This window comes from Ruegeria sp. K11, assembly GCF_056531905.1.
In genome coordinates, this window is the sequence record NZ_JBQFMP010000004.1 from 23613 (window position 1) to 38481 (window position 14869).

Below are 14869 nucleotides of genomic sequence, written 5' to 3' on the forward strand. Positions count from 1 at the left end.
CTCATTTCTGACCCGACAACCGGGTGTGAATTGGTGTGTCTTTCCAGCTGAGTTCCGGGTCGATTACCCGGATTTCCAGAGAAAACGCAAAAAAACCAGTGGCAAGCAGGTCGTGCAGTTGCGCCTGCCCCGCTGCGAAAAGGTCATCTCCGATGCGGCGCAATTGGTCCTGACTGCGACCGTCACCAACGCTGAGCGTCATGGCCAGAAAATCATTGTCGTCGTGCCCGTCCGCGATCACCGCAAAATCAGCCTTGTGCGCCCGCACGCGAATACCGGCGGTCGGAAAATCCACCGAGCCGACAAGGACCTGATGCATCTTGCGGCAGAACGCTGCCAGATCGGTCTTGGCCTCAAGCTGCGGCGAATACTCTATGGACAGATGCGGCATGACTCCTCCAATAGGCACTTTAATAACATGTTAAATAAATAATCTCTTGTCAATAGATAACGCGTTAATCATTTTGACTGTTACCACCGAGCGCAAAGTGAGCCACATGACAGAGCAAGACGGATTTGAATTCAACGCGACGGGACGGTCCCTGCCGATTGCGCTGTTGCGGGCCCGCGAAAAGGTGATGCAACGGTTCCGCCCCCTGTTGCAGCGCCACGGCGTGACCGAACAACAATGGCGTGTCATCCGCGTTCTGGATGAGGCGCCTGGTCTGGACATGGGCGCGTTGGCCGAAGCGGCCAACATCCTTGCGCCATCCCTGTCCCGGATGACCCGCGGGTTGGAAGACAGGGGCCTGATTGCGGTCAGCCGAACACCTGGCGACGGGCGGCGGGCCAGCCTGCGTCTGACAGAAAAAGGCACAGCGCTGATTCGGCAGGTCGCCCCCGAAAGCGCCGCAATACGGGCAGAAATCGAGACGCGTGTGGGCGCGGATCGCATGACCGCGTTGCTGGATCAACTCGAGGCCCTGCTGCGCGATCTGGACGACATCGAACAGGATGCGGCCAAGTCCTGAGCTGAGATTCCGGGGTTAAATCAGCCCGGCCGCAATCCATTCATCGACGATGCGCAGGGCCGCTTCGGAAAAGGCCGGATCATTGATATGCGCGTCCAGCTCCAACAACGTGACGTTCGCGGGACAGCAGGCGCGGACCTCGTCGACAAAGCAGCGCAGCCCCTCGGGATCACTGAGCGGCCCGCCCGGGCGGTCCCACTCATTGCCACCCTGATTGGGCAGAATAAACGTTGTCGGACCCTTTGCCTGCCCCAGTTTGGCGCAGATCTCGCGCGCCATGTGGCGGCGCTGTTCGGCCGTCATCATGACCGAAGACAACAAACGGTTGTGGGCGTGTGTCTCTTGACCGGCCAGTTTGGCGGGAACCTCCTGCCAACCGACAAAATCCACCAGATCATAGCAGCCGATAGACACGATCTGCGGCGTACCTGTCAGCCCAGCGGCGGTCATACGGTCGGCCCCTGCAGAAATTGACGAACCCAAAAGATGGTTGCCCACCTCTTGTGGCGCGAAATCCATCACTGCTGCAAACCGGCCCTCGGACGCGAGGCTTTCAAAGGCCCGCCCGCCCATACCCGTGGCATGAAACACGGCCACTTCATAACCGCGTTCCTCCAAAGCGGGTTTCAGGGCAACCATGTATTTCAGCACGGTTTTGCCGAAGGAGGTCATGCCGATCAAGGGCTTGTCCGCATCCGGCGCTTCCACCGCGCGTGCCGCGCCCAAAACCGCTCCGGCCGCCTGGCTCAGCGACGATTTGCAAACCGAGTTCAGACCGTAAAGCCCCCCGGCCCAGAGGATCATCTGAATATCCGCCGGCAACCGCTCTGGCGGGATAAGCGGCGAGAAGGACACTGTTGAGATGATGTATTTCGGCACCCCGACAGGAAGCGCCGAGCACACATCCAGTGCCAGATCGGTACCCATGGTCCCCCCAAGCAACAAAGCCCCGTCGATCCGGCCCTCGGAATACAATCGTGCGGCCAGCGTCGCCCCACCTTTGGCCATGATCTGCATTGCGGTGTTCTCGTCCCCGCTGTCTATGGCTTCCTGAATGGAATGCCCGCCAGCCTCGGCGACGGTATGTTTTGAGATATTGGTTGGCACCGACGGATCACCCAACACGCTGACATCCATCGATAAGACCCGACCACCCTGTGCCTGAATCGTCTGGGCCAAATAACTCAGTTCGTCATCCTTGGTGTCATAGGTCCCGACAAGCAGAATGGTTTTTTCAGTCATGGTCGGTGGTCCTCAGAGTTTGATCCAGGCGGTTTTCAGGTTCAGGTATTTGTCAAACGCATGCAGCGACTTGTCATGGCCATTGCCCGACTGTTTCACGCCCCCCAATGGAACGGTGACATCCGCCCCACCATAGGTATTCACATGCACGACTCCGGCCTGAATGCGAGAGATCATCCGATGCGCGCGTGACAGATCCGATGTCCAGACGCCCGCCGCCAGCCCATAGTCCACGCCATTGGCCAGTGCGATCGCCTCCTCTTCTGTGTCAAATGCCTGAACTGTCAGCACCGGGCCGAACACTTCTTCCTGAACAATACGGTCCGTGGCCTCGACACCCATGACGATGGTCGGCGCCATATAGGTACCGCCGGTCTCCTCAAGAATGCGATGCCCACCGGTGACGATGTCACGCCCGGCGGCGCGAGCTTCTTCGACAAAGGCAAGGTTTTGCACCAGCTGGCGCTCGGAATTGACCGCGCCTGCTTGGGTTTTGGGATCAAGCGGGTCACCGACGATCATCGCTTTGGCCTGTTCAACCAGCTTTGCGACGAAAACATCGTGAACCTCGCGCTGTACCAACAGCCGTGATCCGGCCACACAAACCTGACCAGAATTGCGAAATATCCCCGCAGCCGAGACTTTGGCAGCTTCGTCCAGATCGGGGGCATCGGCGAACACGATGTTGGGCGATTTGCCCCCCAGTTCCAGATAAACGCGCTTGAGGTTCGACCGCGCCGATGCCTCCATCAATCTGCGGCCCGTGGCCCCTGACCCGGTGAACACCAGCGCGTCCACATCATCGGATTCGGCGATGGCCGCGCCAACAACCGCGCCTTCTCCGGTCACTACGTTCAGAACGCCCGGTGGAATACCCGCCTCAAGCGCCAGTTCCGCCAACCGGATCATGGTCAACGACGCAGTTTCCGCAGGTTTCAGGACCACAGTACATCCGGCGGCCAACGCGGGTCCCAATTTCCAACTGCCGATCATCAGCGGGAAATTCCAGGGCACAATTGCACCGACAACGCCAACGGGTTCCTTGTGCACCAACCCGAGGGCGCCCGGTGCGGTTGGTGCGATCTCGCCGTACAATTTGTCGATGGCCTCGGCGAAATACCGAATGGTACCTGCTGCGCCGAGCGGTTCGGCCTTGTAGGCCATGCCAATCTCGGTCCCGTTGTCGCGCACGCCGAGAACGGCCAGATCCTGCGCCTCGGCCTCGATCAGACCGGCCCAGTTCAGCATCAGCCTTTTGCGGACCGCTGGCGCAAGCCCGGACCAGCGACCATCGTCAAAGGCCCCACGTGCCGCCCGGATCGCCGCCTGAGCATCCTGCGGCGTCCCCCTTGGCATCGTCGTCAGCATTGTTCCATCGATGGGAGAAAGCACATTCATGACCCCGCCATCCGACGCGCCACAGCGCGCTCCGTCAATTAAATGATGTGCGGGCGGGATTACACGGGTTCGCAGGTCATCTATTCTGGAGAAGTCCAATGTCATCCTCATCGGTTTAAATATTGAACCATCAGTTGCGAAAAATTGTCTGATTTAAAACCTGCATTTGTCAATAATGATTTTTTTGTTGACAGGTACGAAATCCAATTCAGAATAAATGCTACTAAAGGTTCAAATAATAAACCGATTAATATTACGCATCGCAGGGAGATGACATGTCCAAAACAACCAGGGCCGTTCTGGCCGCGCTTGCTGTTGGCCTCGCCGGACCGGCGCTGGCCGAGTATCCGGAAAAGCCTGTCAGTTTTATCGTTCCATGGCCTCCGGGTGATCTTGAGGATGTGTTGACTCGCATGATCGCCGAGGATTTTCAGGCCGAATATGGCGTACCCGCAGCCGTGGTAAACAAGCCCGGCGGCGGCGGTGGCCCCTTCCCCGGCGCGGTCGAGGTCGCCACGGCTCCGGCAGATGGCTACACCATCGGCTCCTTTGTTCCGGCGGTATCCCTGATTGGGCACGAAATCGACATTCCTGAACTGACGCCCGAGAAATTCGACCCCGTCGGAATCTTCCTGACCTATCCCTTCGTTATCGCGACCTCGGGCAACGCGCCCTATGCCTCGATGCAGGAACTGGCTGACTACGCCAAGGAAAACGACGTGTTTCTGGGCCATTTCGGCGACGTGCTGACGCCCACTCAGGTCACCAAGGCGCTGTCTTCGACCATGGGGTTTGAATGGGGCGGCGACGCTGCGTTTGATGCGCTGGACTGTAACACATTGGCCTCGGGCGATGCGGACGTGATCAATACTACGCTGCAACTGATCCTGCCCTGCATCGACGACGTGAATGTTCTGGTCTCGATCACCGGTGAACGGATCAGCAAGGTTCCCGACACCCCGGCGATTGGCGAGGTTGAGCCGACGCTCGATATCTCGCTGTGGAACGGGCTGTTCGTGACCAAGGACACCCCGGCAGATGTGCGCGAAAAGATCGCCTCTGTAGCCGAGAAGACGGTGAAAAGTGAGCGCGCGCAGCAACTGGCCGCGGAAACAGGTGCGCTGGTCTATTGGCTGAATGCTGATGAAAGCGCGGCTGTGATTGCCGAGGACAAGGCGACTCTGGGCACGATTTCGGACGCTCTGGGTCAATAACTGCGATCATGTGAGAGGGCGCAAGCCCGCCCTCTCAAACTTGTCGGGGCTTTGTTCCAATGGATGAATCCGAACTGCTGAAGGTACGCACAAAGACCTCGGGCCAGGTGGTTTTTGTCATTGCAGGCCTGATCCTGACGCTGGTCCTGCTGTCGCAGATCGGCACACAGACCGAATGGACCGACAAGGCGCGCAACATCGGCAGTCAGCCGCGTTTGTGGCCTGCGATTGCGCTGCTCACGATGCTGGCCGGGTTTGCGGCCCATTTCCGCCTGATGCGGCGCAGGAAACCCAATGCCTTGGACTGGGTTGAGGCGCGCCGCTGGGCCGAGCCGCTGGAATACCTGCTGTGGTTTCTGGTCTACGTGGCTGCAGTGCCCCGGCTGGGGTTTCTGCCGATGAGCCTTCTGTTTGCCTGTTCGCTGACCTACCGTCTGGGGTATCGGAGCCGGACCGCTTTGTGGATCGCAGCCCTGTTCGCTGTTGCCATGGTCGCGCTGTTCAAGGGCTTTCTGGGCGTCAACATCCCCGGGGCGTGGATTTATGAATTCCTGCCCGCCTCCGTGCGGACCTTCTTTCTGGTGTATCTCTGATGGAACTGATCGCCTCGGCCATTGATGTTCTTGCCCGCTGGGATGTGATGCTGGCCCTACTGGTGGGGGCGGTTGGCGGCGTGGCCATCGGGGCCATCCCCGGCGTCGGTCCCGCTGTGGCCATTGCGATCCTGCTGCCCGCAACTTTTTCGATGGATCCGATTGTCGGGCTGACCCTTTTGCTGGGTATCTATGGCTCGTCCATGTATGGCGGCGCGATCCCCGCGATCCTGATCAACACGCCGGGCACGGCGGTCAATGCGCTGACCACCTATGATGGCTTTCCGATGACTCTTCGAGGCGAGGGCCGCCGGGCGCTGTCGCTTGCCTATTCGGCCAGCTTTCTGGGCGGCTTGTTCTCGGTCATCTGCCTGATCTTCCTATCGCCCGTGCTGGCCAAAATCGCGCCCATGTTCGGCTCGCGCGAGATATTTCTGGCCGCCCTACTGGGCCTTATTCTGGTCGTTGTCGCGCATAAGGGGCAAATGGCCATTGCCGCCGCTCTGGCCGGGTTCGGCATTCTGATCGGAACCGTCGGGCTGGAGCCTGCCGCCTATACCCGGCGCTTCACCTTTGGCCAAAGCTGGCTGGCGGGGGGCTTTGACCTGATCGTGGTGGTTCTGGGCCTGTTCGCGCTGTCGCAGGCGTTTCTGCTGCTGACGATGGATGATGAGAAGATCCGGCTGCCCCGGTCACGCGGTTCGCTGTTTCAGGGCTTCCGCGAACTGGCCCGCCACCCGCGTGTGGCGGCGATCTCGGCCAGTTTCGGGGTGGTCATGGGCATGATCCCGGGAGTCGGAGAGTTCACGGCCCAGTTCATGTCCTATACCTCGGCCCGTAAATTGTCGAAGAACCCCAAAGCGTTCGGCCATGGCTCATCCGAGGGGCTCATCGCGTCTGAAACCGCCAACAACGCGGTTCCTGCTGCGGCGATGATCCCTTTGCTTGCGCTCGGTATACCGGGTGAGGCGCTGACGGCGATGATGCTGTCGGTGTTCTATGTGCACAACGTCGTGCCGGGGCCGGGGCTATTCCAGAACGACATGGATTTCGTTGTCGCGCTTTACATTGCGCTGCTGGTTCTGAACGTGATCGTGGTCGGCTTCCTGCTGGTTTCGACCGGCTGGCTGGTGCATCTGACGCGCATCCCGAATCGTTTTCTTGGGATGTGCATTCTGTTGCTCAGCTTTGTTGGGGTCTATTCGATCCGCAACTCGACCATGGACTGTATCATTGCGGCGGTCTTCGGGCTGCTGGGGTTTGTCTTGAAACGCCTGAACATGCCCATCGTGCCGATCATTCTGGGCATGGTTCTGGGCGGCATCATGGAGGTCAAACTGCGCGCCTCTCTGGCGCGGGTCAAAACGCCGTTGGATTTCATCGACCGCCCCATCGCCTTTCTGCTGTTCTGCGTCATCCTCATCATCCTTGTTTCGACGATTTGGCGCGTCTGGCGGGAATGGCGACCGGTGGATCGCCGCTCGATGCAGAAAAAGGCATCCAACACATTTGCAAAACGGATTTCAGGTCGCTCGCACCGGCATTTCGAAAACCGCAAGAAACAACAAAGACGGAGGCGCTTCTATGACCATGTGGGTTCCTGAAGACGACGGGTTCGCCGACCTCGGCTCGCATGACAGTTTCGCGAGTGGCGCGCCGTACAACACCTTTGCGCGGCTGCGGCGCGAAGCCCCCTGCCACTGGTCCGAATTTGAAGGCGGCAAGGGCTATTGGTCGATCACGCGCCACGCGGATATCGACAAGATGGTGCGCGATACCGAAACGTTTTCCTCCGCGCGTGGCATTCGGATGGAGGATCAGACCTACGAAGAATACATGGCCCGCCGCACCTTTCAGGAAACAGACGGAACCGATCATCGCAAGGTGCGGATGAAGGTGGCCAAGGCGTTTTCGCCCAAGGTGGTCGCAGGGTTCGAAGATCAGATCCGCGACCTGTGCGGCCCCATTCTGGATCGCGCTTTGGAAAAAGGCAGATTCGACGCCACACGTGATATCGCCCGGGAATTGCCGATGCGGATGCTGGGGCAAATTCTGGGTGTTCCCGATGAAGACCTGCCGTGGCTGGTCGACAAAGGGGATGCGTTGATGGCGAACTCGGATCCCGATTTCACCGACCATGTCGTCGACAAGATGCAGACGGACGAATTCCGCCTGATGCCGTTCAACTCACCCGCCGGGGCCGAGCTTTACGAGTATTCCCGCACGCTGATGGACAAGAAGAACGCCAGCGGAGACACCAGCGGTATTCTGCATCTGATTCTGCAACCAGATGAAAATGGCGAGACGATTTCGGAGACCGAATTTCGCAATTTCTTCTGCCTGCTGGTGGCGGCGGGCAACGATACGACGCGCTATTCCATCGCCGCAGGCATTCAGGCCATCGCGCGGCAGGACGGCCTGCTGGAAGAGATGCAATCGGGCGAAGTCTGGGGCACCGCCGCGGATGAGATTGTCCGCTGGGCCTCACCCGCGACCTATTTCCGCAGGACGGCCATGACAGATGTCGAGGTTCACGGCCAGCAGATCAAGGAAGGCGACAAGGTGCTGTATTGGTTCATTTCGGCCAACCGGGACGAGACCATGTTTGACGACCCGTATCGCCTGGACCTGTCGCGCAAGCCCAATCGTCAGCTGGGGTGGGGGCAAGGCGGGCCGCATGTCTGCCTGGGCATGCATCTGGCCCGGCTAGAGGTACGTGTGCTGTTTCAGGAACTGGTCAAACGGATCAAATCCATCGAACCCGACGGCCCCGAGGCGTTTGTTCGGTCCAACTTTGTAAATGGCATCAAGCGGATGCCTGTTCGCGTCACTTTGCAATAGGTCCTTTATGTCCAACCGTTTACGCGCCCTTTTTATCGATCACCTCTCGATCCCGCGCGGCAAATACATGCCTGCCAGCAAGATCACCGACGCCTCGACCCGGTTCGCGCGCGCGACCTTCGGGGTGCATTACGACCGCGATCTGCTGCTGGACGCGCCGCACGCGAAAGTGCGCGAGGGAGCACCCGACATGGAGCTGCGGTGGCCGGGCGACGATGTCCGCAAGGGGTGGGAACCCGAAACCTCAGTCGTGCTGGGCGATCTGTTTGACGCCGACGGCGCGCCGTTGTCCTTATGCCCGCGCGGGGCGTTGAAGCGCGCGGTTGCCGATTGGGAACAGCACGGGCTGAAACCGATGCTCGGGATCGAGCTTGAGGCCTATGCCCTGCAAGGGGGTGAGGATGGCCGTTTGCGCCCCTATGATGCCCCGGGTGGGGGCGTCTACGGCACTGGCCCATTCGCCGATCCGATGCGGATCAACGATGTGATCTGGAACAAGGCGCTGGAAATGGGCTTCCGGCTGGACCTGATTACTGCCGAATACGACAGCCCTCAGTTCGAATATACATTGACCTTCGATGACGCGCTGACGGCTGTGGATGATATCGTGCTGTTCCGCCTCATGGCGCGCGAAATTGCGCTGGATCACGGGATCGTTCTGACCTTCCTGCCCAAACCTCTGTCCGAATTGGGTGGATCGGGCATGCATATCAACTTTTCCTTTCAGGATGCCGAGGGCAGGAACGCGCTGGCCAACGGTGAAGTCGGCGGCCCCGATCATCTGAATGACCTGTCGCGCGGCTGCCTTGCCGGTCTAGTGCATCACCATGAAGGGCTGGCCGGCCTGATCGCACCTACTGCGGGCTCTTACCGCCGCCTGCAACCGGCGTCCCTGTCGGGTTACTGGAAGAACTGGGGTGGGGATCATCGCGGCGTGACCACCCGCGTCTCGGGCGAAGGCGGCGCAAAGGCCCGTCTGGAACATCGCATGGCAGATGCCAGCGCCAATCCCTACACCGCCTGCGCTGCGGTCCTGCAGGCCGCGCGGCTGGGGTATGAGGCCCATATGACCCTGCCTCCGATCGAAACCGGCGACGGTTTTGACAAGGTCGACGCCCGCACCGGCACGGCCGCCAATCTGCGCAAGGCCATTCAGGACCTGCAGGCCGATAACGCGCTGGTGGATGCGGTCGGGCGCGAACTGGTCGAAAATCACGCCTTCATGAAGGAACGCGAATTCCGTAAGACCCGCGAGATGGAGCCTGACGCTCTGCTCGATTTCTATGTGTGGTTTATCTGAGATGCGACTTGCGACCCTTGTCACCAACACCGATGACAGCGCCTTTTGCCGGGCGCGACCGCTGGATGACGAAAAATTCGCCACTTTGATCGCCGAAATACGCCCGGACTGGCATGTCACGCCCTTTTGGGTCTGCAGGGGAGAATTCCCTGACGATCTGTCCGGCTTTGATGGCGTGATGATCACCGGCAGCCCGGCCTCGGTCACCGAAGAAGCGGACTGGATGCAAAGGCTTGAAGGCTTGGTGCGGCAGATCATCGAACAGGACATCCCGCTGTTCGGCGCGTGTTTCGGACATCAGATCATCGCAAAATCGCTGGGTGCTCCGATCATCCGGAACCCTGAGGGATGGGCACATGGTCGGATCGAAACCGCGCGTGTGGGGCCGGTTCCCTGGTCGGATCGGGCAAATGGATGGGCACTTTACGGCTCGCATATCGAACAGGTCGGGACTTTGCCTGATGGTGCGCGACGTATCTTTGAAAGCCCCGGATGCCCGATTGCCGGATATGCCATCGGCGACCGGGTTTTCACGGTGCAGCACCACCCGGAAATGACGCCTGAGTTCATCGCCGATCTTGTCGAGGAATATGCCGATTACGTGGGCGAGAACGTCACACAATCCGCACGTCAATCCCTCGCCGTAGGTCCGGCAGATCGCACGGAATTCGCCCGGGAAATTGCTGCCTTTTTTGAGTATGGGAGGCGCTAGATGGGAACCATAACCAAAGCGCTGGACCTGCTGTCCCTATTCGCCCGCGACCGGGCCGAGATCGGGCTGGGCGAATTCGTGCGCCTGACGGGCCGCGACAAGGCCACCGTGCATCGCCACCTGACCGAGTTGGCCGAAAACGGCTATCTGGAACAACACCCGGATACGCGGGCCTATCGCCTTGGCCCTGCACTGCTGCGGCTATCCGCCCTGCGCGAAACACTGTTTCCGGTGCGCAAACTGCTGCAGCCCATCGTGCTGGAACTGTCCGAGGCCGTGGGCGAGCTGGCCCACGCCAGCCTGTTGCAGGGTGAGGCGCTTTCCCCCGTCGCCCATGCGGACCCTGCCCTGCACGGTGTTCAGGTCAATTTCGACGTGGCCGAGATGCTGCCCCTGCACGCGACCTCGTCGGGCATCGCAGCGCTGGCATTTTTTCCTGACGACGCGCGCGCGCGAATTCTGGCCCGGCCTTTGTCGAAATTCACCGACCAGACGATCTCGGACCCGATGCGTCTGAAAGACAAGCTGGATGCCGTGCGGCGCTATGGCGTTGTTACAGTTGTGGGGGCGTTTGACGAAGGCGTCAGCTCGGTCGGTGCTCCGCTTTTCGACGAAAGCGGGCGTGTGCTGGGGTCGCTGGCCGTTGCTGTCCCAACGGGACGTGCAAGGCCGGAAAAACTGCGCGACATCGCGCAACTGCTTTTGAAAGAGGCGGACCGCGCCTCGACCGCTCTGGGCGGCACATTCCCCCGGGATTTCGCACAGCTGCCGCCGCAATGGGGGGCAGAACCCTTGGCCAAACAGGTGATCTCATGAAGGACAGCAATTTTCTGAAAGAAAACAACGCACGCCACCTGTGGCATCCGATGACGCATCCTGCCGACAGCCTTGCCAACCCGCCGGACATTATCGTCGGCGGCGAAGGTGTCTGCATTACGGATGTCGATGGACATACGGTTGTGGATGGCGTTGGTGGCCTATGGAACGTGAACCTTGGCTATTCCTGCCAGCCAGTGAAAAACGCGATCTCGGCCCAGTTGGATCGCCTGCCTTACTATTCGATCTTCAGAGGCACGACCAATGATCTGGTCATCGAACTCAGCTGGATGCTGCGCGAGTTCTTTGCCCCGGATGGCCTGTCCCGCGCCTTTTTTACATCAGGTGGTTCGGACGGCATCGAAATCGCGCTGCGTCTGGCGCGGCAGTATCACAAAATTCGGGGGGACGCTGGCCGGGTCAAGTTCCTGAGCCTCAAGAAAGGCTATCACGGCACGCATACTCTGGGCGCATCGGTCAATGGCAACCCCAATTTCCGCACGCAATACGAACCGCTGATGCCCGGATGCCATCACATCCCCTCGCCCTACACCTATCGCAATCCTTTTGGTGAAACCGACCCCGAGAAGCTGGCACAGTTTTGCCTAGCGGCGCTGGAAGACGAGATAAAGTTCCAGGACCCCTCGACCATCGCCGCCATGATCATGGAGCCCGTTCTGGGCGCAGGCGGCGTGATCCCGCCACATGAAAGCTTTATGCCCGGTGCGCGCGAGATCTGCTCGAAACACGGTATCCTGCTGGTCGCGGATGAGGTGATCACCGCCTATGGCCGCACCGGAGCCTGGAGCGGATCACGCAGGTTCGGCGTGCAGCCCGACATGGCTGTAACCGCCAAGGCGATCACCAATGGGTACTTCCCCTTTGGCGCGGTGATGATCAGCGATGGGGTTTCCGAAGTGTTCGAATCGGACACCACCGGCAAAGGCAATATCGGTTCGGGCTATACCTATTCAGGACACCCGGTCGGAGCGGCCGCCGCAATAGCCTGCCTTAAGGAAACCACCCGCCTGAACGTCCACCAGAATGCCGCACAGCGCGGCGCTCAGTTGTACAAAGGCTTGCAGGCCCTTGCCGCAAAACACGATGTGATCGGCGACGTGCGCGGTGGCTATGGCCTGATGTGCGCGGTCGAACTGGTCTCGGATCAGGGCACGAAAACGCCCATCGACAAGGGCACCATCGGCAAAGTGCAAAAAGTGGCCTATGACGCAGGCGCGATGGTTCGGGTGTCCGGCAACAACATCATTCTCTCTCCGCCCCTTGTCGTGGCCCAGACCGATATCGAAACGATCCTGACAGCGCTGGACGCAGGCTTCACGGCGATCTGAGCGTGACTGTTGCGGCATCTGTCGCCGCCTTGCCCGGCAGCACCTTTGGACAAGCTGTCACTGGTTTGAGTGATCCTCAGGATGACCGATCAGGCGCAAGACCTGTAAGGTCGGCGAGCGTCCGATCGATGCGTCCAAAACCAAAAGCGGCGGGTGCTGCTGCCGGGCGGGAGCGAACTGTATGAGCGTCGTCCCACTGCCTATCAGGCTCAGCGACACTGTATCAACGGGGCACAATCCCTGTCCGGTCTGCGGGTCAAAACCATTTCAATCGGTGAACGGTATCTGTTCGTCTGCTCCCTCAATTGGGACGCGCGTTCGGTCTATGCATTCTGCCCATTGACTCACGGCTTTAACGCCGCACAAAAAACGCATCTGCGAAAGGGTGCTCACTCTGGTGGCGGTATCGGATTGGGCCCACGATAGGCCCAGAGGTAGTCTGGCGGGGTCGGTCCTTTGTTCCGCCCGCCTTGTGTCATCTGTTCATAAGCATGGGACAAGATGCCCACTGAGCGCGACAGGCAAAACAAACCCCGCGCGAGCGGCCCGGGGAATCCAAGTTCCGCATAGATGACAGCGGTCGCGCCATCGATGTTCATCGGAACGGGTTTTCCTGTGCGAACAGCCAACATCGTTTCGAGCGCGCGCCCGTATCGGGCGAACCGTCCGTCGACCACCCCCGCGGATGCCGCCTGATCCACCTGTTCCAACAACCGGGGCGCGCGGGGGTCTGCGGGTGTGTGAAAACGGTGACCGAAACCAGGGAGGTACTTTGTCCGCTCGGCCTGCCATCGATCAATCGATTGCGCAGCGGACTGCTCCGTGCTCAGCCCGGATTGCACACCGGCATCGACCCAGCCGTAAAGTTCAACCGCCTGTTCGCCTGCACCGCCATGCACATCGTCCAGCATATTGACCGCAGATGCCATCGCGCCGTTCAGTCCAAGCCCACAGGTCACCGCCATGCGCGCCGTCGCGATCGAGGGGGCTTGCGGGCCGTGATCCACGGCGGCAACCAGCGCGGATTCCAGCAGCTTCGCCTGCGCCTCGGTCGGAATCTCGGCGCGGGTCATCAGCCAGATCATCTGCGGAAAGGTCAGCGTTCCGATCAGATCCTGAATGTCATGGCCGCGAACCCGGATTTGGCCGGGTTGCATCTCGATGATCTCGGTCGTCCACCAATCAGTCACATCGTTTTGGTCGGGTCTCATATTACGCCCTCCTTCTGAAGGTCGTCCAACTCGTCTGTCGTGATCCCGAGCGCGCCCCAGATTTCCATATTGTGCTGTCCCAATGTCGGGGGCGGAGTCTCGACCTCTGGCGGGTGCCCATCCATCTTGACCCCGGTGGTCAATACATCAATGTCGCGCCCGACGCCGGGTACGTAATTAAACCTGCGCAGAAACCCACGATCAGCGACCTGCGGCATGTTCAGCACTTCGGGAACCGTCAAAACCGCCCCCGACGGTACGCCGAGCTGATTGAGCTCCTGCGCCCACTCCTGCGCGGTTCGGGATATCAAAACGGTCTCAAGCGCGGCTTTCAGCGACACTCTGTTGCGCTTGCGGTCTTCCCGGGTGGCATATTCGGGCTGTTGCCGAAGCGCGGCCAGACCAAGATGATCTGTCAGGGTCACCCATTGTTCGTCTTTGTTAGCCGCAATGTTGATCAACCCATCGCTTGCCTGAAACGCGCCGGATGGTGCCGAGGTTACGTTTTCATTGCCATTGGCCGAGGGCTCGACACCCGCAATCAGATAGTTCGAAATGACCCAGCCCATCGTGGCCAACACCGATTCCAGCATCGACACGTCGATAAAGGTTCCGCGCGGCCGGGCGTTAAGCGCAGCAGAAATTGCGAACGCCGCCGTAATGCCGCCGACCGTGTCGGCAACCGGATACCCCACACGCAAGGGGGCCGTTTCGGGGTCCCCCGTGATCGACATGACACCGGCAGCGCCCTGAATAATCTGATCATAGGCCGGGCGATGCACCCAGGGCCCATCCTGCCCAAAGCCCGAAATGGCGCAATAGATCAACCGGGTATTCAGGGACCTTAATGTCTTATATCCCAACCCAAGGCGCTCCATGACGCCGGGGCGAAAATTCTCGACCACCACATCGGCTGTTTGGACCAGATCGGCAAACATCTTTTTGCCGCGTGGATGCTTGAGGTTGACGGTCACCGATTTCTTGCCCGCGTTCTGCGCCAGAAAGGATACGCCCATTCCTTTTGCGTTCAGGTCCGGATCCGCCCCCAGCTGACGCGCCAGATCACCGCGCCCGACCGCTTCGACCTTAATCACCTCGGCCCCCAGATGGGCCAGATGATGACAGCAAAAAGGCCCCGCCAGAACGTTCGTCAGATCAAGAACCCGAATAGCTGCAAGCGGTTGCGTCATCTGTATGCCCAGTCCGTCTGTGTCATCGGGGC

General features: G+C 59.9%; 14 protein-coding genes. 9 read left to right on the forward strand and 5 right to left on the reverse strand.

From position 1 onward, the window contains the following. Position 1 precedes the first annotated feature (1 nt). The gene (locus ACR0K4_RS07240) at positions 2 to 391 is read right to left on the reverse strand and encodes a 5-carboxymethyl-2-hydroxymuconate isomerase (RefSeq protein WP_480853421.1); all 390 of its coding nucleotides are present in this window, start codon (positions 389 to 391) and stop codon (positions 2 to 4) included. A 106-nt stretch (positions 392 to 497) separates the two neighbouring features. On the opposite strand from ACR0K4_RS07240, the gene hpaR reads away from it, so the two are divergent. After that, the gene (hpaR, locus tag ACR0K4_RS07245; RefSeq protein ID WP_480853422.1) at positions 498 to 971 is read left to right on the forward strand and encodes a homoprotocatechuate degradation operon regulator HpaR; all 474 of its coding nucleotides are present in this window, start codon (positions 498 to 500) and stop codon (positions 969 to 971) included. 15 nt (positions 972 to 986) lie between these two features. On the opposite strand, the gene ACR0K4_RS07250 is transcribed toward hpaR, so the two are convergent. Continuing rightward, positions 987 to 2213: a Tm-1-like ATP-binding domain-containing protein gene (locus ACR0K4_RS07250; RefSeq protein WP_480853424.1), complete on the reverse strand. Its 1227-nt coding sequence runs from the start codon at positions 2211 to 2213 to the stop codon at positions 987 to 989. Between the two features lie 12 nt (positions 2214 to 2225). Further along, positions 2226 to 3716 carry an aldehyde dehydrogenase gene (locus tag ACR0K4_RS07255; protein WP_480853425.1) on the reverse strand — a complete coding sequence of 497 codons (1491 nt, stop codon included), beginning with the start codon at positions 3714 to 3716 and terminating at the stop codon, positions 2226 to 2228. A 170-nt stretch (positions 3717 to 3886) separates the two neighbouring features. Between ACR0K4_RS07255 and ACR0K4_RS07260 the strand changes: the two genes are divergently transcribed. Genes ACR0K4_RS07260 through ACR0K4_RS07295 form a run of 8 tightly spaced genes read left to right on the forward strand, consistent with a single transcriptional unit; the run spans position 3887 to position 12436 of the window. After that, the gene (locus ACR0K4_RS07260) at positions 3887 to 4825 is read left to right on the forward strand and encodes a tripartite tricarboxylate transporter substrate-binding protein (protein ID WP_480853426.1); all 939 of its coding nucleotides are present in this window, start codon (positions 3887 to 3889) and stop codon (positions 4823 to 4825) included. A 59-nt stretch (positions 4826 to 4884) separates the two neighbouring features. Continuing rightward, entirely contained in the window at positions 4885 to 5418 is a 534-nt protein-coding gene (locus ACR0K4_RS07265) for a tripartite tricarboxylate transporter TctB family protein (protein WP_480853427.1), read from the forward strand. Further along, positions 5418 to 7022: a tripartite tricarboxylate transporter permease gene (locus ACR0K4_RS07270; protein ID WP_480853428.1), complete on the forward strand. Its 1605-nt coding sequence runs from the start codon at positions 5418 to 5420 to the stop codon at positions 7020 to 7022. Before ACR0K4_RS07265 ends, ACR0K4_RS07270 begins: the two co-directional genes overlap by 1 nt. After that, positions 7003 to 8259 carry a cytochrome P450 gene (locus ACR0K4_RS07275; RefSeq protein WP_480853429.1) on the forward strand — a complete coding sequence of 419 codons (1257 nt, stop codon included), beginning with the start codon at positions 7003 to 7005 and terminating at the stop codon, positions 8257 to 8259. Before ACR0K4_RS07270 ends, ACR0K4_RS07275 begins: the two co-directional genes overlap by 20 nt. A gap of 7 nt (positions 8260 to 8266) precedes the next feature. Beyond that, complete coding sequence (locus ACR0K4_RS07280) at positions 8267 to 9559, forward strand: type I glutamate--ammonia ligase (RefSeq protein ID WP_480853431.1); 1293 nt, start codon at positions 8267 to 8269, stop codon at positions 9557 to 9559. 1 nt (position 9560) lies between these two features. Further along, entirely contained in the window at positions 9561 to 10271 is a 711-nt protein-coding gene (locus ACR0K4_RS07285; RefSeq protein WP_480853432.1) for a type 1 glutamine amidotransferase, read from the forward strand. Continuing rightward, positions 10272 to 11087 (forward strand): IclR family transcriptional regulator, encoded by an 816-nt coding sequence (locus tag ACR0K4_RS07290; RefSeq protein ID WP_480853433.1) that lies wholly within the window; start codon positions 10272 to 10274, stop codon positions 11085 to 11087. Further along, the gene (locus tag ACR0K4_RS07295; RefSeq protein WP_480853434.1) at positions 11084 to 12436 is read left to right on the forward strand and encodes an aminotransferase class III-fold pyridoxal phosphate-dependent enzyme; all 1353 of its coding nucleotides are present in this window, start codon (positions 11084 to 11086) and stop codon (positions 12434 to 12436) included. Before ACR0K4_RS07290 ends, ACR0K4_RS07295 begins: the two co-directional genes overlap by 4 nt. Positions 12437 to 12825: 389 nt before the next feature. On the opposite strand, the gene ACR0K4_RS07300 is transcribed toward ACR0K4_RS07295, so the two are convergent. Together ACR0K4_RS07300 and ACR0K4_RS07305 are read right to left on the reverse strand one after the other, a co-directional pair. After that, complete coding sequence (locus ACR0K4_RS07300; RefSeq protein WP_480853435.1) at positions 12826 to 13647, reverse strand: citryl-CoA lyase; 822 nt, start codon at positions 13645 to 13647, stop codon at positions 12826 to 12828. Further along, positions 13644 to 14837 (reverse strand): CaiB/BaiF CoA transferase family protein, encoded by a 1194-nt coding sequence (locus ACR0K4_RS07305; RefSeq protein ID WP_480853436.1) that lies wholly within the window; start codon positions 14835 to 14837, stop codon positions 13644 to 13646. Before ACR0K4_RS07305 ends, ACR0K4_RS07300 begins: the two co-directional genes overlap by 4 nt. Between the last annotated feature and the right edge of the window lie 32 nt (positions 14838 to 14869).

What these genes read in the sequence shown, in the direction of transcription:
- ACR0K4_RS07240 (WP_480853421.1), bottom strand. Translation starts at nt 391, where the DNA reads ATGCCGCATCTGTCCATAGAGTATTCGCCGCAGCTTGAGGCCAAGACC.
- ACR0K4_RS07255 (WP_480853425.1), bottom strand. Translation starts at nt 3,716, where the DNA reads ATGACATTGGACTTCTCCAGAATAGATGACCTGCGAACCCGTGTAATC.
- ACR0K4_RS07250 (WP_480853424.1), bottom strand. Translation starts at nt 2,213, where the DNA reads ATGACTGAAAAAACCATTCTGCTTGTCGGGACCTATGACACCAAGGAT.
- ACR0K4_RS07260 (WP_480853426.1), top strand. Translation starts at nt 3,887, where the DNA reads ATGTCCAAAACAACCAGGGCCGTTCTGGCCGCGCTTGCTGTTGGCCTC.
- ACR0K4_RS07285 (WP_480853432.1), top strand. Translation starts at nt 9,561, where the DNA reads ATGCGACTTGCGACCCTTGTCACCAACACCGATGACAGCGCCTTTTGC.
- ACR0K4_RS07265 (WP_480853427.1), top strand. Translation starts at nt 4,885, where the DNA reads ATGGATGAATCCGAACTGCTGAAGGTACGCACAAAGACCTCGGGCCAG.
- ACR0K4_RS07305 (WP_480853436.1), bottom strand. Translation starts at nt 14,837, where the DNA reads ATGACGCAACCGCTTGCAGCTATTCGGGTTCTTGATCTGACGAACGTT.
- ACR0K4_RS07275 (WP_480853429.1), top strand. Translation starts at nt 7,003, where the DNA reads ATGACCATGTGGGTTCCTGAAGACGACGGGTTCGCCGACCTCGGCTCG.
- ACR0K4_RS07290 (WP_480853433.1), top strand. Translation starts at nt 10,272, where the DNA reads ATGGGAACCATAACCAAAGCGCTGGACCTGCTGTCCCTATTCGCCCGC.
- hpaR (WP_480853422.1), top strand. Translation starts at nt 498, where the DNA reads ATGACAGAGCAAGACGGATTTGAATTCAACGCGACGGGACGGTCCCTG.
- ACR0K4_RS07280 (WP_480853431.1), top strand. Translation starts at nt 8,267, where the DNA reads ATGTCCAACCGTTTACGCGCCCTTTTTATCGATCACCTCTCGATCCCG.
- ACR0K4_RS07295 (WP_480853434.1), top strand. Translation starts at nt 11,084, where the DNA reads ATGAAGGACAGCAATTTTCTGAAAGAAAACAACGCACGCCACCTGTGG.
- ACR0K4_RS07300 (WP_480853435.1), bottom strand. Translation starts at nt 13,647, where the DNA reads ATGAGACCCGACCAAAACGATGTGACTGATTGGTGGACGACCGAGATC.
- ACR0K4_RS07270 (WP_480853428.1), top strand. Translation starts at nt 5,418, where the DNA reads ATGGAACTGATCGCCTCGGCCATTGATGTTCTTGCCCGCTGGGATGTG.